The sequence below is a fragment of the Arthrospira sp. PCC 8006 genome (assembly GCF_046480465.1).
GTDB classification, from domain to species: Bacteria; Cyanobacteriota; Cyanobacteriia; order Cyanobacteriales; family Microcoleaceae; genus Limnospira; species Limnospira platensis.
This window is the reverse complement of sequence record NZ_PKGG01000091.1, coordinates 1-18,535: the sequence shown is the minus strand read 5'-3', so window position 1 is coordinate 18,535 and position 18,535 is coordinate 1. Positions and strand designations below refer to the sequence as shown.

Sequence of the window (18,535 nt, the reverse complement as noted above, 5' to 3'; positions counted from 1 at the left end):
ATATAGAAATAGAGTCTCATAATGCACCCTTTCCGTTAACCAATCGAACCCCATAGCACAGGCATCCTGTCTGTAAAATCATTAACATATTTTAGCCTCCATCTGGGGGGTTTAAGCATTGATTTCTGATATCTTCCTCCAACCATTTTTGTGTTCGACTACCTTCATCAATCACGCCATCAGGAGTATTTGCTCCTTTGGCTTCCTGATACTTCCTAATTGCGTCACTAAATTCTTGCCATCTTTCGTTATATTTACCGATGTCTCCATATGGTAAGTTTTGGTCGAGTTCTAATATTTTTCTGACACAAAATAAAACTATATACTCTTTATTATTATGTACATCCTCGCGAATACCTATTCTATTTTTATCCTCAGTTTCTAGTTGAGTTATGTCAGGAGTTAAATTAGTAGTCATTGCCTTTATTGCCTCATTTGTTCTATCAAAACGTCCTTTATTTTCATCACTAATGTCCGTCAAAGTCTCTGGGTTATTCGTGTCTGTTTTTGATGTTTGTTGAGATTTTGATTCAGCCGTGACAGTGGCTATTTTCTCGTCCATCCTTGCCTCCAAAGCCTTGTTAGACTGATGTGATTTCCAACTTATAATCCCTCTTGTTGTCAATCCTATTCCACCTACTAATAATAAACCTATTACCATCCCTGTTATAATCAATCTTAAATTTTCTCTGACAAAATCAATCCCCGCATCTAAAGCCGAATCAAGATGGTCGCCCCATCCTTTTTGGCGAATTAGCGTCATCTCGAATAGCGTACCTTTTTTAACACCCCTTTTGGGAGATACTTGGTTAAATATATTTTGAGGAACGTTACCCGTTGAGATTTGATAAAAAATGGCGGCATGTGGAAAACTTAGTTCTTCAAACAATTGAGCTAAGGGTAAATATTTCTTGTCAGTTTTGCGGGGATATTTCCAAAAAGGCTGTAAATGTGTTAAGAATTCTGCCTTTTCTTCCGAGTAATCTGTGATGATTCCTGGTTCGCATAAATCTGGTATTTGGCTGAGAGCATCTGCCAAGTCCTTGGCGAAATACACGCGGTAAACCAGCGACCACAACCCATCCTTTTCATTGAGTAAGGATTGAGTCGCTTTAACAAGTTGTGGGATATCAACTTTGTCATGCACTAAACCACGGAGTTTATGTTGAATTTTGCTGTCCAATGGGGATGATTTTGGTGTTGTGATTAAGCGGGAGAGAAGACTATAAATTCCGTCATTAATATTTCGAGGCAGAAATGGCAAGCTGGGGGTGTTCTTTTTGTACTCTGCGAGAATCGATGCCTGCAATTTGTGGCAAGATTCCCAACAGTCATCCGGTTTGGGGGCGGTTTGCATCCACATCAAAAAGTCGGGCAAGAATTTCGGTATGAGTATGGCTTTTAAGGTCAACAGCATAACCATCGGTTCGGAGTATATTTTGTCTTGATAGGCTTTGGATGCTCCTCGACCATCTAAAATCTGATGCCAAGATTTATCATCCATTTGGGGATAAAATAAAGCGATTTCCAAGTTGTTTATGTGTTCGGGCTTTATGCGGCCATTCATGATAGCTTTGACCGCCTTTTTAATCTCATTTTTATCCAAATCAAATGGCGACTCAGGCATATAAACAGAGAGTGTCATAATATACTGTTTCCGTTAACCAATCGAACCCCATAGCACAGGCATCCTGTCTGTAAAATCATTAACATATTTTAGCCTCCATCTGGGGGGTTTAAGCATTGATTTCTGATATCTTCCTCCAACCATTTTTGTGTTCGACCACCTTCATCAATCACGCCATCAGGAGTATTTGCTCCTTTGGCTTCCTGATACTTCCTAATTGCGTCACTAAATTCTTGCCATCTTTCGTTATCTTTACCGATGTCTCCATATTGTAAGTTTTGGTCGAGTCCTAATATTTTTCTGACACAAAATAAAACTATATACTCTTTATTATTATGTACATCCTCGCGAATACCTATTCTATTTTTATCCTCAGTTTCTAGTTGAGTTATGTCAGGAGTTAAATTAGTAGTCATTGCCTTTATTGCCTCATTTGTTCTATCAAAACGTCCTTTATTTTCATCACTAATGTCCGTCAAAGCCTCTTGGTTATTGGTGTCTGTTGTTGATGCCTGTGCAGATTTTGATTCAGCCGTGACAGTGGCTATTTTCTCGTCCATCCTTGCCTCCAAAGCCTTGTTAGACTGATGTGATTTCCAACTTATAATCCCTCTTGTTGTCAATCCTATTCCACCTACTAATAATAAACCTATTACCATCCCTCTTCTAATCAATCTTAAATTTTCTGTGACAAAATCAATCCCCGCATCTAAAGCCGAATCAAGATGGTCGCTCCATCCTTTTTGGCGAATTAGCGTCATCTCGAATAGCGTACCTTTTTTAACACCCCTTTTGGGAGATACTTGGTTAAATATATTTTGAGGAACGTTACCCGTTGAGATTTGATAAAAAATGGCGGCATGTGAAAAACTTAGTTCTTCAAACAATTGAGCTAAGGGTAAATATTTCTTGTCAGTTTTGCCAGGATATTTCCAAAAAGGCTGTAAATGTGTTAAGAATTCTGCCTTTTCTTCCGAGTAATCTGTGATGATTCCTGGTTGCCATAAATCTGGTATTTGGGTGAGAGCATCTGCCAAGTCCTTGGCGAAACACACGCGGTAAATCTGCGACCACAACCCATCCTTTTCATTGAGTAAGGATTGAGTCGCTTTAACAAGTTGTGGGATATCAACTTTGGAATGCACTAAACCACGGAGTTTATGTTTAATTTTGCTGCCGGATTGGGATGATTTTGGTGTTGTGATTAAGCGGGAGAGAAGACTATAAATTCCGTCCTTAACATTTCGAGTCAGAAATGGCAAGCCGTAGATATTCTTTTTGTACTCTGCGAGAATCGATGCCTGCAATTTGTGGCAAGATTCCCAACAGTCATCCGGTTTGGGGGCGGTTTGCATCCACATCAAAAAGTCGGGCAAGAATTTCGGTATGAGTATGGCTTTTAAGGTCAACAGCATAACCATCGTTTCGGAGTATATTTTGTCTTTGTAGGCTTTGGATGCTGCTTGACCATCTAAGAGTTTGTTCCAAAATTTATCATCAACTTTGGGGTTGGCTAAAGCGCTTTCCAAGTTGTTGATGTGTTCGGGTTTGACGCGACCTTTGATGATGGCTTTGATCGCGGTTTTAATCTCCCCTTCCCCAGAGATAAATACGGAATCACGGGGACGACGGGCTAAAACTTCCTTGAAAAGGTCTTGCGCTTCGGAACTGGCGGGATAAATTACTTGGAAATACCAGGGATTTTCTAAGGCAGCAACATTATAAGCCCAAGAATAGTCCTCGCCTTGTTTTTTCGCTCTCTCTTTCGCGATCGCGTTTAATATCAACGGTTGACAGCGTTTTTTAGGGCTAATAACGATGGTTGGTGATGAGTCGTGTAAATATTCTCTAAATTTATCTAATTGAACAGTCTGTGAATCAGGGTTTAAACGGTGTCCGGTTGACGGGGGTTTGTTATCTGGATCGAAGACGGGAAGCTTATCCTTCCATCGCAAAATTGCCTCGATATAGTCCTTTCCCTCACACCAAAAATAGCGGTATAGCGGTAGACTCCGCCCGCGATCGTCCCGTCCCCGGCTGACGACGGCTACCACCGAATATCCCCCGACCTGTCGCCCCACTATCGCCGGTTCCTCTGGGAGGCCCCCTTCTGACAAGGAAAATTTGCCACTGGAAATGGCATTTAATATCTGCTGGGGAATGTCACGGGTACAATTGATGTACTTTCCGGTAAATCCCCCCGATTCCCACCCGCCGCCGGGAGTTCGTTTCACTTCAATTCCGGTACTAAATTCGTGAATGTAGATCATCGTCATGGCTGTGAAAGGATTGCAAATGAGGACATTGGGAAAATCCCATTAGTCGCGATCGAGTTCCGGGTGGCGTTTTCCGGTACAAAGCCAGTAAACGGGGGCGACTAAACCAAAGGGCCGCCAGAGTTTTGGTTTTTTAATCACGGAAGTTGTCCCATCACGCGATCGCCTCAACCGTTTCGAGTTGGGTTCGGGGTACTGTTTCCCCAAAATCCCAAAGGCGGAAGTAGTGAAATACTCCACCCCCACCCGGTTTAATTGGCAATAGCTTTCCAGTTGGGCCGAGAGTTTGGGAAATCTCATGTTTGCTAACTTTTTCGGTTCGTGGCGGTTCACCCACAACTCCGACTGTTCGCACTTAGTCAACACAAAGGCAATCCGTCGATGTTGGTTCTTCAACTCAGCGCGATCGAGTTCCACCACCAGTTTTTCGATCCCCGCGCAATACTCCTTATCCTTGCGGTGCGAGGTTCCATCCACGAGTACCATTAACCCCGTCGCCAAACAGCAATCGTCGAGGTAATCATCCAGCATCGGATCGCCACTTTTATGCACCAAATCCCGGAAAAACTCCCCGCTGTAATCCTTACAACTGACGTTGATTTGCACCATCTTTCCGGACCCCCGCAACCAGGAAAAGCGATCTTTGAGGGTGATGCTGAGGGTGTAGTCCTTCACCGCGTCGATATCGTGGAGGTTGGTGGGTTCGAGTAATAATCCCTGTTCTAGGATGTCTCTGGCTTTGTTTACCAGTTCCTCGCTGTCTTCGCCAAGGGGGGAGACGGTTTGCACGGGATTATCGGGGCTGGCGTTGGGCCAGTAAGCCAGGGATGCCAAATAAGTGGTTTTCCCGGAACTGCGATCGCCGATAATTCGCACCGCCGACTCTCCGCCCAAGGTTTTGATGGATAATGATTTCGAGTTGGTTTTGTTGTCAAATAGCATGATCGACTCACTCACTCTTCAAGTTCAGATTTTGCCGGTACTTAACCAACACAACGGTTCAACTAAATTGTAAGGTTGCCACCGGTTTTGCTCCCGTAAAATCGAGACTCGTCCGTCAGTTCCCCCAGCATCCGCCCGGTTGGGGCGAGGGTCAGACCGTCCCAACACGCCGAAGGTTGACATCCCGAAAAACCGCAAGTTTTGGGGAGGAATGTTTTTTTTGAGGGTTGTGAGGGTTTTTTTCAAGTAAATGCCAAATAGGTCGGTTTCCGGGTCGAGTCGTCCCGGCCAAATTTCCCCCCGTTCGCATTTACTCATGGCTACGGCTAGGCGATAGTTATCTAGGCGATCGTGTTCGTCCATAATTTTTACAAATTGCTTGATCAATCGGCTATAAAAACTATCTCGGCTGCTTTCCCACTCGGTAAACAACAGCAAACAACCATCCACGTCCGCCCTAAAACATTCGTCGATAAATTCCTCGAGAATCGGGTCTTGGGAAGGCTGGAGAATTTTATCGAACACTTCCCCGGGGTAGTCGCGAACTGTGAGTTGGATATCGATTTTGGGTTTGAGGAATCCCGGTTTCACTTCGATTTTAAAGGAGTAGTCGGGAAGGTCATCGACACTTCTGATGCGATCGCCTAGCACAGTCGGTTCAACCGCTAACCCTTTGCAAATTGTCTGTTCGGCATCTTCGGCCAGCCTGTAAGTCTCGTCGTTGAGGGGTTCGATGCTGTATTGGCTACGGGAACCCTGATACTCAGGAAACTGGCTGAGTCCGGCGAGATAGGTGGTTTTTCCAGATGCCCTGGGGCCGATTACGCAAATGTTGCCCATAGCTGACTCCTTTATTGGTTACTACTAAGATAAGTGCCCAGATAAATCCAAGGAAGTTCCACCAGTTCCCGGCTGTAAATGCTAGTGATGAAACATCTCACCGATAAACCGGAGGTATATTGGTTGAGTTCGGCGATGTGGGATTGTAGGGGACCGAAAAACCTTTTGAAAACGTAGTCGTTGCGTTGCATCCAGTTCATCTCGGCATCCACGGGATGATAAGCTAGTTTTCGGGCTTCTTCTTTCAGGTCGATGCCTCGGATCAGGTCGGCTTTGTTCAGGCACAGAACCAGATGTTTGGCTTGGCGACAGTCTTGGCGGAAAAATTTTACCCACCGCTCAAATCGTTGAATCCATTGTTTGCGGGTGATAAAGTCTTCCTGAATGATGCCATCCCCCTGGCGGATAATTTCCCGGTAGGGGGACAGGATTAGGCACACGCCTTGACTGCTGTGAGCGGTTTTCAAAAATTTTCTCCACTCGTCGGGGTTGTCGTTTTTCCAAGTCGATCGCCATATTTCCCCTGGTGTATCTATCCATTCGGTATAGATGTTTTTGGGTCGGCTGGGCAGGGTCACTTCGATCTCCAGTTGGCGATCGTAGGTAGCCTGGCTGGCATCGGTAGCCATGGTTTTTCCCTCCTGGTCATTATACAGAAGGGCTTTAAGCTGATTGTAAAGGGGATCGGTGACTTTGACGAACTGGCTGCTGGGATGAGCCAGTTCCAGCACTAGGGAAGTTTTGCCCGTATTGCGATCGCCGATATAGATAACGCCCATAGGAAAAGTTCCAATAAAAAGGTCTAAACATGGTGGTCGGGTAAATTGGTTCTGGGTAAGTCGGTTCTGGGTAAGTCGGTTCTGGGTGAGTCTATGGCGAGACTTCCAGTTGGCGATCGCATCCCACCACCTCCGCGCCGCCACCTTGACCCAGAGGCGATCGCCCCTCCCCCCGCGAAAGTTCTAAAAAAGGGTGCTACAAAATGTGGGTTAATAGAATCTACAACCCTTACAGTGAGGCACTTTCACTATATTAAACCTAATGCTTAAAGGCCTAATGGTATCCCCTTATTATCAAACACAAATCTACTGGAATCTATCTTGGGACTGTAAACTTTTCTAAAGGTTATCCTCCGATTGCAGTTATCCTCAGTTAGAGATGGCCATCCGGTGGGCTGATCATCTATCTACCTATCAGGGACAACCACTAAATTTACGCAAATTTAGAAAAATTTAATTGATCAATTACCTCTAATCTCTGTGTAGAAGCCATTTACAGCGGCGATCGCCCCTACTTGGGGGCCCGTTCGATGTGACTAACTGATAGTTCGCCAAGTTTCCGAAATTGCCAGTCTCATGTTGATTGTTTTCAATTACTGATTTTCATACCGGATCTGGCTCAACTTTTACTTGTGAAGCATATTTGGCTCTGGGTTTGGACGAATGAATGACAGGCTAACTATTAAAATTTAGCTTTTATACTCTTCATCAAATACACCCCATACCTGAGCAATTTTTTTCAGGTCTTCGACAATTTTTTGTAATGTTTGTTTGATATCTTCAACACTTTTCGGATCTTTACGGAAACCAGAATGAAGAACATCATTGCGTAAATTAGCCAACTTACAAGGGGGATTATTCCATAATTGATTGATCATCTTACGCTTAGATTCTTCAATCTCTTTATATTGACTGCGGTAAATTGACTCACGCTCTCCCACTTTACCACCACAACAAAGGATTTCCATTTCTTCCCGTGCTTGTTTATCCATTGGATCGAGTTCAAAATTATAACAGAGGAGAGAAGGTAGCCATTCCCGTCCTAGTGATATAGCTTGGACATATAGACCCTTCTTTGCATACCACTCAATCTCAAAAAACTGTTTCTGTAATGCAGCTTTGCCATTGACTTGATAGTTTTTCGGTTCAGCTAAAGCAAATTGACCATACTCACTCACAACACGATTTAATAATAGTTCAAAAGGTGGCACAACTCGTGCTAAGTCTGGTTTACCTTGTTCAATACTTTCCGGTAAAGCTGCGGCGGCGGTCATGACATCCATGGGACGCAATAATTGCAAACCTTGAGAAATTTCTAAAATGCGATCGCCCAATGCTTGAGTATGACCCTCTGCCTCTTGCAACAATTTCGCCAAGTCTTCACCATTCCCAGTTTTCAGAAACTGATCCGTTGCTGTAAGCCAGTCAAACAAGCGGACTACTGGTAAAAGGTCAAAGGTGGGGGTAATGCCATTCTCCTTAGCTTCAAATGCACCATAAAGCAAACCTTCGATGGTAATATTTCGCACCACTCGAAAATAACTAACTGCCAAAAGCGCAACAATTGGCACAGAGCGAAATGAATGAGTAATATCAAAAATTACGCGATCGCCATCTTCCAAACATTCATTAACTTTATTGAAAATTGTCCAGATATCTTCTGGACTATTCCGCTCAGGAATGTTTTTGACTGGGACAATCTCAATATCAGGAAACTTTTGTGCCAATATTTCTTCAAGTTGATGCCAATTTGAGCGATCTTCTTTCTGGTCTCCCCTACCAGGACATTTGGTTTCAACTGTTGGAGTCAAGAAAATATATATTTTCTGGGGCTGATAAAATTCAGCCAAAGCCTCTTGGTAGTATTTTGTGGTCAAATGGATTGACTGAGTAGGATGTTTATATGTGGTAACTTCGTAAGAGTTGAATCCCAGAAAAGAAATGATTTTGGTGATGGCGGTTCTCATGATTAATTAATCCTTTAATAAGTTTCGGTATGACCCATTCCCAATCTTGTCTTAATTCCAGTTCCTGAAAACTCAGAATATTGAACCAACAAATTCGCGACATTGACCAGTAGGGGGTCGGTTTTGTACAATGCCTTTAAGGTGATTTCACCAACAAATCCATTAACTGAGTCTTTCCCAATTCTACATAACTGAGTAGAAATTCGATGACGTTTCAGAGCGATCGCATTTGATAAATAAGTAATCAATTCTCCACTACCCAAATAAATCGGAGCAAAATTATTCCAAGATTGCAGCCAACTCCGAAACATCAGTCCGGGAACTGGAAGGGGGAGCTTTATCGATTTTTGGGCGAAAGCGGTGGGAGTTGTAAACTTGAGGTTAGACTCGAAAATTGGCTCCGGTTCATTAGCTACTAAGGTGGTGTAAAGTTGTTCGTAACTTGTGATATTATCTTGGCGATCGGTAACTTTAAATTTAAATCCTAAAAATTCTAAACCACCAGATAAATCAAGAGATGCGATCGCTTTAGAACTTTTTTCTTGCAAACCAGAAAAGGTTAGCTGATAAAACTCTTCAGGTTGAAATGTAATGAAATCTCCAGCCCCCAAGTACCGTCCCCTGATGCTAGAAAAGCTAGTGTCAGGGATCATATTGAGACCAATTCCTAACTCCAATTGATGATGAAGTTGTTTAACCAACTCCAAGCCGTAAGACCTAGGAAGTGTTATCGGTTCACAAACAGTCAATGTCCAAGTTGAACGAATCAGCATTAATTAATTATCCTCGAAACTTTACCCACCCCGGGACATATTTAATATTGCCTTGAGGATCGACCACAGTACGACGAGATTTGGGAGCTTCAAAGTTGGGAGCTTTTATCCCACAAGTATCTCTAATTTTTGCTCTCAAATCATCTGCAAATAGCCATCCTACGGTTGTTCCGGTCATCCCACTAGCCCAACCTATTCGCAAATGATAAGGGCATCTTTCTGGTTCATAAAAATCTCTAATCGCTGTGAAATCAAGATTTTTACCTTGATGCTTTTGGTTTTTAACCATGCTCCAGTAATCATGTTCTCCATCCCACTGTTCTTGAGCAAAACTTTGGCAAATTTTCAGCAATTCATCAACGGATTTAAAAGGAATTTTCATGCCTCTTTTGTGTTGAAACCAGGATAACATTTCCGTATCTAAGGACAAAGTAAACTTGGTTTTAACATTTCGGACAACTTCTGCATAAATAGAAGCTTTGTATTTAGCATTCTCATTTTCAAAATGACTAGAAACCAGAATTTCAGCTACAACGGGAATGTTAAAAGTAACTTGTCTGTTGTTAATCGTCACTTTTCTTTCAATTAGAGGTTGAGAATCAGTGACTTGAACAGCTCGCATAATATCAGTATTAGGCCCGGTACGCTCTGCCATTGATTTACCCTGATAATTTAATGAGAAATCCGCAAATAAACTATCCATGAATAGCTCATCGTCTGCCCACTTTTGTTGTCTTTTCAAGTGGTCATTATCTAACTGCTGCCTCAGTCGTTCCTCGATCGCACTCACTCGGTTAGAATTAGGAACTCCGTACTGATCAGCATTTTTGAGTAAGTAATAAGCGATCGCTGTTCTAATGGCACCTTTAATTGAGCTGCCGGGAATGTAAAGCTGTCCGAATCCATTACGAATCATGGGCCGTAAATCAGTTACTTTTTCATCAGTCCATTTCCTGTCAATTGCTCCTAGTGGAAAAATAGGATTTCCCAAAATATCTTCAGCATTTTGCCAATTTTTACCAAAAGCTGATTCCAGAATACTGAGAATTTCTTGTCGATGCTCTATCGCACCGATATAATCATGCAATTTTCCTCGATTTGACAACGCTCTAGCCAGAGCTTCTTGATCTGGAAGATAGACTCTTTGACTGGTTTGAACATATTCAAATGGGTTGAGCCGAGACACCGCAGAGCCAATGTGTAAAAGCGGACTCGATAACTGAATTGTTCTAGTTTCATAAACTTGAGGCTTGGAAATATTCAAAGCTGAAACCATGACTATTGTTGTTATAGGATAATAGGCAAGCTAAAACCAATTCCACTCCGATACACTTTATGTAATTTTTGAAATTGGTAGGGAGTTACATCCGCTAATTGTCCGTTAGTAGGCATTGGAAATACCGAGCCTTCGACAAACATTCGCACTTTTTTACGTCGCAGTTGTCGCCCAGAAAAGGGAGAGGAAATCCATCCCCCTCGTTCCAGTATTCCATAACTAGCTCTATCATTATGGACTATATCCGAAATCGGATTTTCCCAAAGCAAACTGATTAAACTGTAGTCGGTTGCTTGAGGACAGTTAAGCAACTTTTTCCATGTATCAGATAGCTCTGACCAAGTGGGTTTAAATTGTCCTGCGCCACTGGAACGCTCACCGCCTAAGCCTTCATCCCCCAATAAATTTAAGGCGGCAAAAAGTCTATTTTCTAAGTCTTTATCGACGTTAACTAAATCTATTAAAAAGTACAATCCACAGGACTTATTAAATTGTACAAAACCAGTATGATAGAAATTAGTCGCCCGAGTTTGTCGGTCGATCGCTACTTTGGGAGTTTTATGGATTTGATAGGCTTGGCTATAGTCAAAAATTCCCGAATTTTTGAGATTACCAGAACTGTTAGCCTGGTTAGTATAATCAATCAATTCGGTGCGATCGGTCCCCGTAAAACCACTACCTTGATACCAGCGTTGCCAAATATCCAGAGGTAAGTAGTGAATTTTTTTGTAAGTCTTGGTAAATTCTAAATCATTTCCTACTGGATACCCGCGCGGAAATTTGAGAGGTTTTGGTAAGTAGTCAATCCTTTTCTGACCATCCTCAGAGTAAATAAATGTTGAGCTGACCCGAAAAGGAGGCGATGATTCAAAAGATTGCAGTAAATCTTCAACGGCATCTTTTCCAAACAACCGAGCATAGGAAATAATCAGCGCACTAAATAATGTATCAGAACGCACCCGTTCGCTCGTTTCTTCAACTCCAATTCCGACTTCACCAAAATGGGTAGAGTGTTGTCCGAAATTCAGGCTAACTCGCTTGTAGTTGCTCATAATCTAGGTTTAACTGCCTGGTAACTGAGATTGAATTTCGCTAAATCTGCTTAAAAATTCAGCCGTATTTTTGAGGGATGGGAAGTTAATAGAAGTACCGCCACCACTGGCAATATTTTCGTATTGTTTGGCATCACGGTACTCAAAATTAAAATTCTCAAATTTCACTTTTCCGTAACCCCTAGAACCATGTCCCCCCAAGGCATCATCTTCTAAAATTGACAGAGCGATCGCTAAGTTTTTGACATCTTTAATCGCCTGATTTTCATCCTCAACGGTATAAACCATTTCAAAAGTAAATTTCGCTCCGGCTGGGACTCGCTCTAATTGTCTGGGGTTAGCCGCTGCTGTCACCCGATCTAATCCATTCTCAAACTTCCACTCAGTCATATACAACCCAGTGTCAATGTTACGAAGTTGCTCTGCTGATTCGGGAGTTAAATGGCAATCCCGAACAATCAAGCGAGCCGGACAATTTCTGCCTTTAATCTTCGTATGAGATACACCATTAATGGTTTTATTTCCCTGACCACCTAATTCCTGTGACTGAGCAATATCGCTAGGAATCCAACACTTAGAACCACCAGTGGAGCCAAAGAGACGGCTAACTTCACAGGTTTTTGCGCCTTCATATTCAACATACTGATCCGCTTGAATCTCTGTATAGCCACTCTCTAGATCATCACTTTCATAACGGTATGTTCCGCTTCCTCCCCCTCGATTTAAAGGTTTATTAAGCCATCTTTCTAAAATGGCTCGAAGTTTACCTTTAATCGAAGAACCAGGCAAATATGGATATTGACTCACCGGATCGCGAATCACAGGTTTATCCAGTCCTCCAATTTCCAATGTTTCTCCGCCACCACCGATATGCAGTCCCGTTTCAACAATCAGAGTTCCCGTAATTTTTAACTTTCCAACTAGGGGGGTTTGAGGTCTTTCAATAACTGTCATTATTTTCCTCCTTCGGCTTTATGATAAGCAATAATGGACTCGATTAATTGAACTAAGCGTTCAAAATCTTCTAAAGAATGTACATGATCGATAGCAGCAGACATAACATCACTCAAAGGTTTGGCTGCCTCTTGTCTGGCTGCTGCATAAGCTAACTTGGGTTTGAGAAGTACAATTTCCGGTTCAATTTCGGCAAAAAGCTGATTCTGATTTGCTTCAGTTTGAGCCAGTTTGGCTTTCAAACGATTAATGGCATCCAAAAACTTGCGGATCTGATTGGTCTCTAACCTCTTGTTTTTGAGATAAGGCCCGAAAATCTCAGCGTGTTTAACCAGATCTCGAATTGGGTAATCTTTGAGAGTCCCATTTTTCTTGTCCTGTTTCAACTTGTGAATAGCTTTAATTATCTCTCGATCCGGAGTTGGGGATGATGCTGATTGAGGTGTTGAATTGTGTCTCGGTTGATTGGGAGTCATAATAATTTCCGGTTTTTATATGAGAAGCAAGGTCTGACTAAGAAGGCGGGTTTTTATTCACTGTTAATTGAAGAACGGTTAAGCATCTCTAGCCAGGTAGCGATCGCTCGAAAGTAGGGGGCATTATAGGGGTTTTTTAGAGAAGTACGAATTGGTTCAAAATTAGGATGATTACGAACATGATTTGGTAGCCTTGCTAAAGTATAAGCAATTTTGGGCAAGTGCAGGAAGTAACGGACATCCCACTGATACTCCTGGGGTTTTCTGGCAGCTTCTTTTATCATTTTATCCTGAAGTTCTGCTGTTGCCAAGAGATTCCTTATAAAACTTCGAGAATAATTGATTTCCAGAGATTGATGCAATTGTTTAACAAATGGCATAACTCCCCAAAGACTCGGTGATATTTCGTTAGCAAGATAAGTTTGCAATTCCTTCGTTTTCAAGTAATTATGAGGACTCCGTGGCATATTTGGCAAATTTGTTAGTTCAGTTCCCAACCACTCATCCCATTTAAATACACTACCAAATAATCCCAAGCTGTCTCGACCATTTGCTTTAGCTTTATCTTCTGCTTGTCCAGATTCTTCTGCGGCTTGGTAGAGAGGAAATTTAGCAACTGACAAGCTAATACCACCAGAAAGGGTGATGTCTGGGTGATGCCCTGTATAAGCGCGAAAGCACTGATAAACATCAAAAGCAAATTCCACAACTTCATGCCATGCACCACTCACAAATAAATCATCTCCTCCAGCATAAATAAATAGTAAATTTTGGCGTTCTCCGGTTAGTCTCTGAAACACTGTATTATGTAAATTTTCCTGACGAAATTGAGCCAGACTATTCAAATAAACTTTGAAAAAATAACTCATTTGGCGCGATAAGCCAGCTAACCGAGGTAAGGTTTGATCATTTCCTAAACCTTTGGCAAAAATCTGCCCTAATTTGTCTACATCCATTCGCAAATAACCAACTCTGGGAATACAACCGTCTTTTTTAGCCATATCTGCCATTTCATTGGCTGTCATTGTTCCATATTCTTCCTGGCTATTTTGAGCATAGTTGCCGAGTAATAAAGAAACGGAGTGACAATTTTTATAGTCGGCAACTGTCCAATTGTTTACCCAAAAAACAGTTTCCGATTCTTGTAAATTTTGAACTTGCTGCTTTCCTCGAAATAAGTGATAATATATACTCTGTCCTGGTAACTTAATGTGCAAGCTATCTAAGGATTTTGCCATACTATTGCGAACTGGCGATCGCACGATCGCATCTACTTTAAAAAGTTCACTTCCCAGGCGAAACATCTGCCGACAAGTCGGACAAGCTAACACCGAATCTGCTTCTTGATGGTTAAGCGGTTGTAAGTTTTCCTCATCATCTCGATGGCAAACCCGACAAGGTTCATAGGTTTCCTTAATCCCTAATAAATTATCCAAATGATGATCGAATTTCCGAGCTTTTTGCAGAGCCAATTTTTGAGTAATAGTTGCCCATTGTTGAGCAAATTTAGCCGTTCCAATTTCCTCGATATTAAAATTTTGAGACCCTAGACTTAAAAATACTTTGCCTTGAAATTCATCAATTAGCCATTCATTGAAAATATCTCGTATGGGTTCAACTAAATTTTCATTATTCTGTTCGGGAGCTAATAAATATAAATTGCCACCGCCAACATAAATAATATTAGTCCGAGGTATATTTAATTTCATTAGCAGTTGTTGAGCCACTTCTTCCGTCACTAATTCCAGATAAAAACTTCTAGCTCTCAGTGATTTTAAGGCTCCGTCAGATGAAATTGTATAGATAAAGTCTTGAATTCCAGACAAATCACCCGCTATTAAGCTAATCTTTGATGCTTGATAATCATGTGATAAAATCGCGGCGATCGCAGCAGTTGATTTGACCAAATCATAAAAAGCTACATTTTCAACTCCTAATGATAAACAGGACCCAAACTTTTCTAAAAGCAAGGTTAATAGTGATAAGTTGTCCCAATCTTCTGGTCTTAAATAGGCGATCGCTTCTCTAATGTTTTGTTGCAAAACATCAATTTGTTCGGCTTTAACTGGTTCATTTGTAGGATAAGGAATTCTAGGGTTGCTATCCTCAATGGCGATAGCGGGTACATAATGCCGATGAGATTGTGGCTGTGATAGATTCACCGCATCAAACAAGAGGTGTAAGGGTTGAATCTGGCTTGTCTCTGTCCAAGATAACAATTGTTTGGCTCTAGCGATCGCCCGATTCTCTTCTGGGACATTAAAATTATCAGGCCATTTGGCTTGTGCCCAATTTGCTAGATGCCAAACTGCTTCTCTAATTACCTGTAGAGCTATTATATTTGGGGCTGTAGAATTAACCATATCTCAATCGTGAAACTTAGTAAAACTTAACTGTATATTGCTCAAAATACAAAGCATGAAAGAAAACGCGATCGCATCCCACCACCTCCGCGCCGCCACCTTGACCCAGAGGCGATCGCCCCTCCCCTCGCGAAAGTTCTAAAAAAGGCTGCTACAAAATGTGGGTTAATATAACTATAACCCTTGCCGTGAGACACTCCCACCATCTTAAACCTAATGCTTAAACACCATAGGCTATTCCCTTATTATTAAACAAAAATGTAGCTTTTGACTGTAAATTTTTCTAAAGGTTATCCTCCCATTTCAGTTATCCTCCCTTAGAGATGGCCATCGTCTAGGGAGATCATCTATCTACCTATCAGCAGCAACCGATAAATTTACGCAAATTTAGAAAAATTTAATTTATCAATTACCTCTAATCTCTGTGTAGAAGCCATTTACAGCGGCGATCGCCCCCACTTGGGAGCCCCTTCAATTCCAGATGTTCAGAAATACTCAACCCTTTTAGTATAACCATCTTTGGAAGGGCCCCCTTCCATAATTATCATCTTCCCTACCAGAATTTAAATATACTCAGCCGGAGACCATAGCGAATTATAGATATTTACTAGACTAATACCGACAAAAACCATATAAATTGATTTTATTTAGATTATCAAAAATTAGTTAAATTTGTTAATTGATAGTTATTATAATTGATGTTTGATAATTTGAGGAACTTCAGAAATTACCACATTAATAGGAACCAATCGCCCCACCGTGGTATAATAGCTATTACCCACATTGGTGGTAGTTGACCTTTCGCGGAAACGGTTAATATTCTCAAGGAACCAGTCGCGGGTGGCTGGCATAGGTAATTGGTAAAGCACACGAGGAGTCACGAAGTAGTAAAACACCCAATCTGCTTTTGTGTAAATAAAACAACCGGGTGTATTGCGTTCCTTGTTGCTGTGAGTTTCCCAAAAAAAATTACCAGTTTTGTGGTAGCGATCGCCCTTAATTTCCACTTGATAGAAGCCAGTTTTAGTTATCCAAATCAAATCAACATCAACCCTTTGATATTCCCGGTTGTCTTCCACATTTTCAATAGCCACAGTTTCCGGCAGACCAGATAACCAGCCTTCAATATCTCTGGTGGCTTGTTTAGCCACTTGCATAGATTGATTCATGTTATACATAGATGACTCCTCCTGAAAAATTGTCGTGTTTCTGGTGATTAATTATTGCCATTAGCCAAATTCAGCCCTGTTAAAACCCCTACTAAAATCGTGTTTCATACTCAAACCTCACCTCACTTTCATTGCCAAAATTCGTAGCGCCCCGCAAAAGCAAGCGGTCATTAACCCGATAGTTGAGGTTAAACTGGGTAGGCTGGTTCGCCGCCAGAACCCGACTCACCGAAACCGACACATCATTAGCAACATCCAAACCCACCTCTAGCCCCAAACCCAAAGCCGTCGAACCCGAACGTTCCTGCGACTGAGACACCCGCGCCGGATAAATGCGAAATTCAGTCAACCCAGTAGCATCAATAACATTCTGTTGAATCTCATTAAACAGTCCCGCACTAGCAATATTTGCCAAAACTAAAGTCGTATCCCCCGTTACCCCTTCAATAGCACTACCTCCTAACAAAGCTAACAGTTGAATTTCCGATCGCGGTGGTGAACTGCGTAACTCCAGAATATCGTTAATTTCAGAAGCCGGACCCTGAGCCAAAGCAGTTACCCTAATAGTGCGTACCGTACCAAATTGAGAAGCCCTAGGTACTTCCATAAGTTCCGTTTCAAAAGCAGAAGTTGAAGCCACAGCCGGAGTCGTTTCCGATACCCTAGTCACCAGTCGCACATCCAAAATCGGGTCAAGTCCATTATCAGGAACAAAAGTAGCCCGTTGAGGATAACCCCGGTCTAACTGAAATCGACTCGTGTACAAATTCACCGCACCTCCCGTCAATTCAATAGTTCCCTGGGGGCGAAGACTATCTAAACTATCTAAATCTCCATTAACTATAATTGTGCCGTTGGCGTTAAAATTTAGCACAGGCGCATCAAAAATAGGCGTAATAGAAGCCGATCGCACTTGAATATGTTCTCCCAAAGTCAACGTAAAATTATTCAAGCTAACCTCTACAGGTCCAGTATTTAGCAGTTCTGGATTATCTCCGTTATCCGTAGCCGGGGGTCGGTCTGCTTCCGGTAAAGTTACAGTCCCATCAAACAACACCACCTCACCACCAATTCCCGGTTTTAAAGCCGTCCCACCAATCACAATTTCTCCCGCCGCTGCTCCCTGATACAATAGGGCTAAATTTAACTTTAAATTTTCCAGAACCATTTTTAAGGGCGAGTCAATATCTGGATCTTCCGGTTTCATCGGTTCAAAAATTGGCAATACCCCATCGATAAAAACCTTTCCCGTCCCAGTATCTCCGAATAATTCTCCTTCCATACCCTTAACCCGCAGGCGATTTCTCAGGAAAGTTGCTGTTCCCGATAAACCCGTAATCGAACTGTTATTACTAGCGAGCCTCAACACCACATCTTCCAGCTTCAACACCCCATCAGGTTCGATCACAATATTCTCAATTGAACCATCATCAGCCTGTTCTAGCACTCCTCGCGCCCGCATTTGTACAAAACCCTGTCCCTCAACCCAAGTCACTTCTGGATTGAGTAAATTAATAATCTTGAATCCCTCATTCAGCATTTCCACCTCAGCGCTGACCAGATTACTTTCTGGTCTCACCTTAGCAAAGGGTAATCTAAAAGGTACTGATGCACGATATTCTATAGGATCTTGTTCCGTAACTAACACCGTTCCACCTAGATTAAACCGGGCGTTATTATAGTTAAAACTACCCCGCGCCTCTTTCAGGGGTTCATCATTAAATAATCCTTCAAGTACCGTAAATTCCCCCGATGCTTGGGGATTATCTAAACTCCCGGCGAACAAAGCCCGCAGGTTTAACTGTCCACTCAAAGCAATATTGGGAATGTCATAAAATTCTTCTATGGCTTCTAAGCGCAAATTCTTAACCCGCAACTGACCCGAAGGTATTTGCTCATCTAAATCTAGTTGTCCCTGAAATCCCACCAATGTCTCGCCGTAACGCACTCTCAACGGTAACACCCGGACTATATTATCCTCGAAACTTGCCTCTAATCCTAACTCATCAATTCGGTAGGAGCCCCATGTCCAGTCCTCACC

The 18,535-nt window shown here is 42.1% G+C and carries 16 protein-coding genes; 1 reads left to right on the top strand and 15 read right to left on the bottom strand.

Translation table 11 applies throughout. The features are described from left to right. Positions 1 to 91 precede the first annotated feature (91 nt). From B9T16_RS14440 to B9T16_RS14420, 5 genes are all read right to left on the bottom strand, one after another. Positions 92 to 1,645, bottom strand: a complete 1,554-nt coding sequence (locus B9T16_RS14440) for a hypothetical protein (RefSeq protein ID WP_410245092.1) — start codon at positions 1,643 to 1,645, stop codon at positions 92 to 94. A 71-nt stretch (positions 1,646 to 1,716) separates the two neighbouring features. After that, a complete protein-coding gene (locus B9T16_RS14435) occupies positions 1,717 to 3,903 on the bottom strand; it encodes a hypothetical protein (RefSeq protein WP_410245091.1) in 2,187 nt (728 codons plus the stop codon). A gap of 42 nt (positions 3,904 to 3,945) precedes the next feature. Further along, the gene (locus B9T16_RS14430; RefSeq protein WP_006619029.1) at positions 3,946 to 4,845 is read right to left on the bottom strand and encodes a hypothetical protein; all 900 of its coding nucleotides are present in this window, start codon (positions 4,843 to 4,845) and stop codon (positions 3,946 to 3,948) included. Positions 4,846 to 4,869: 24 nt separating this feature from the next. Beyond that, the gene (locus tag B9T16_RS14425; protein WP_410245090.1) at positions 4,870 to 5,685 is read right to left on the bottom strand and encodes a hypothetical protein; all 816 of its coding nucleotides are present in this window, start codon (positions 5,683 to 5,685) and stop codon (positions 4,870 to 4,872) included. 11 nt (positions 5,686 to 5,696) lie between these two features. Further along, positions 5,697 to 6,608, bottom strand: a complete 912-nt coding sequence (locus B9T16_RS14420; protein WP_315670021.1) for a hypothetical protein — start codon at positions 6,606 to 6,608, stop codon at positions 5,697 to 5,699. Here B9T16_RS14420 and B9T16_RS14415 point away from each other — a divergent pair. After that, positions 6,558 to 6,734, top strand: a complete 177-nt coding sequence (locus tag B9T16_RS14415; protein WP_410223093.1) for a hypothetical protein — start codon at positions 6,558 to 6,560, stop codon at positions 6,732 to 6,734. The genes B9T16_RS14420 and B9T16_RS14415 overlap by 51 nt on opposite strands. 419 nt (positions 6,735 to 7,153) lie before the next feature. On the opposite strand, the gene csx2 is transcribed toward B9T16_RS14415, so the two are convergent. From csx2 to B9T16_RS14365, 10 genes are all read right to left on the bottom strand, one after another. Continuing rightward, on the bottom strand, positions 7,154 to 8,431 hold the full coding sequence (gene csx2 / locus B9T16_RS14410) for a TIGR02221 family CRISPR-associated protein (RefSeq protein WP_006619026.1): 1,278 nt from the start codon (positions 8,429 to 8,431) through the stop codon (positions 7,154 to 7,156). Between the two features lie 14 nt (positions 8,432 to 8,445). Beyond that, the gene (gene cas6, locus B9T16_RS14405) at positions 8,446 to 9,204 is read right to left on the bottom strand and encodes a CRISPR system precrRNA processing endoribonuclease RAMP protein Cas6 (RefSeq protein WP_410245089.1); all 759 of its coding nucleotides are present in this window, start codon (positions 9,202 to 9,204) and stop codon (positions 8,446 to 8,448) included. 7 nt (positions 9,205 to 9,211) lie between these two features. Beyond that, positions 9,212 to 10,480: a type III-A CRISPR-associated RAMP protein Csm5 gene (gene csm5, locus B9T16_RS14400; protein ID WP_410245088.1), complete on the bottom strand. Its 1,269-nt coding sequence runs from the start codon at positions 10,478 to 10,480 to the stop codon at positions 9,212 to 9,214. Positions 10,481 to 10,491: 11 nt separating this feature from the next. Continuing rightward, entirely contained in the window at positions 10,492 to 11,532 is a 1,041-nt protein-coding gene (csm4, locus tag B9T16_RS14395; RefSeq protein ID WP_006619023.1) for a type III-A CRISPR-associated RAMP protein Csm4, read from the bottom strand. A gap of 9 nt (positions 11,533 to 11,541) precedes the next feature. Beyond that, complete coding sequence (gene csm3, locus B9T16_RS14390; RefSeq protein WP_006619022.1) at positions 11,542 to 12,486, bottom strand: type III-A CRISPR-associated RAMP protein Csm3; 945 nt, start codon at positions 12,484 to 12,486, stop codon at positions 11,542 to 11,544. Next, a complete protein-coding gene (csm2, locus tag B9T16_RS14385) occupies positions 12,486 to 12,962 on the bottom strand; it encodes a type III-A CRISPR-associated protein Csm2 (protein ID WP_006619021.1) in 477 nt (158 codons plus the stop codon). The genes csm3 and csm2 overlap by 1 nt, the downstream gene beginning before the upstream one ends. A gap of 53 nt (positions 12,963 to 13,015) precedes the next feature. Continuing rightward, entirely contained in the window at positions 13,016 to 15,325 is a 2,310-nt protein-coding gene (gene cas10, locus B9T16_RS14380; RefSeq protein ID WP_006619020.1) for a type III-A CRISPR-associated protein Cas10/Csm1, read from the bottom strand. Between the two features lie 41 nt (positions 15,326 to 15,366). Next, positions 15,367 to 15,531, bottom strand: coding sequence for a hypothetical protein (locus tag B9T16_RS14375; protein ID WP_014275917.1), 165 nt, complete (start codon positions 15,529 to 15,531; stop codon positions 15,367 to 15,369). A 483-nt stretch (positions 15,532 to 16,014) separates the two neighbouring features. Beyond that, positions 16,015 to 16,503 (bottom strand): hypothetical protein, encoded by a 489-nt coding sequence (locus B9T16_RS14370; RefSeq protein ID WP_410245087.1) that lies wholly within the window; start codon positions 16,501 to 16,503, stop codon positions 16,015 to 16,017. An 82-nt stretch (positions 16,504 to 16,585) separates the two neighbouring features. Further along, a partial coding sequence (locus B9T16_RS14365) for a translocation/assembly module TamB domain-containing protein (RefSeq protein ID WP_410245086.1) occupies positions 16,586 to 18,535 on the bottom strand: 1,950 nt, incomplete at its 5' end.

Excerpts from the sequence above, each read along its gene's own strand:
- csm2 (WP_006619021.1), bottom strand. The coding sequence starts at position 12,962 with ATGACTCCCAATCAACCGAGACACAATTCAACACCTCAATCAGCATCA.
- csm5 (WP_410245088.1), bottom strand. The coding sequence starts at position 10,480 with ATGGTTTCAGCTTTGAATATTTCCAAGCCTCAAGTTTATGAAACTAGA.
- B9T16_RS14430 (WP_006619029.1), bottom strand. The coding sequence starts at position 4,845 with ATGCTATTTGACAACAAAACCAACTCGAAATCATTATCCATCAAAACC.
- cas6 (WP_410245089.1), bottom strand. The coding sequence starts at position 9,204 with ATGCTGATTCGTTCAACTTGGACATTGACTGTTTGTGAACCGATAACA.
- cas10 (WP_006619020.1), bottom strand. The coding sequence starts at position 15,325 with ATGGTTAATTCTACAGCCCCAAATATAATAGCTCTACAGGTAATTAGA.
- B9T16_RS14435 (WP_410245091.1), bottom strand. The coding sequence starts at position 3,903 with ATGACGATGATCTACATTCACGAATTTAGTACCGGAATTGAAGTGAAA.
- B9T16_RS14375 (WP_014275917.1), bottom strand. The coding sequence starts at position 15,531 with ATGGTGGGAGTGTCTCACGGCAAGGGTTATAGTTATATTAACCCACAT.
- B9T16_RS14415 (WP_410223093.1), top strand. The coding sequence starts at position 6,558 with ATGGCGAGACTTCCAGTTGGCGATCGCATCCCACCACCTCCGCGCCGC.
- B9T16_RS14370 (WP_410245087.1), bottom strand. The coding sequence starts at position 16,503 with ATGTATAACATGAATCAATCTATGCAAGTGGCTAAACAAGCCACCAGA.
- B9T16_RS14440 (WP_410245092.1), bottom strand. The coding sequence starts at position 1,645 with ATGACACTCTCTGTTTATATGCCTGAGTCGCCATTTGATTTGGATAAA.
- csm3 (WP_006619022.1), bottom strand. The coding sequence starts at position 12,486 with ATGACAGTTATTGAAAGACCTCAAACCCCCCTAGTTGGAAAGTTAAAA.
- csx2 (WP_006619026.1), bottom strand. The coding sequence starts at position 8,431 with ATGAGAACCGCCATCACCAAAATCATTTCTTTTCTGGGATTCAACTCT.
- B9T16_RS14425 (WP_410245090.1), bottom strand. The coding sequence starts at position 5,685 with ATGGGCAACATTTGCGTAATCGGCCCCAGGGCATCTGGAAAAACCACC.
- csm4 (WP_006619023.1), bottom strand. The coding sequence starts at position 11,532 with ATGAGCAACTACAAGCGAGTTAGCCTGAATTTCGGACAACACTCTACC.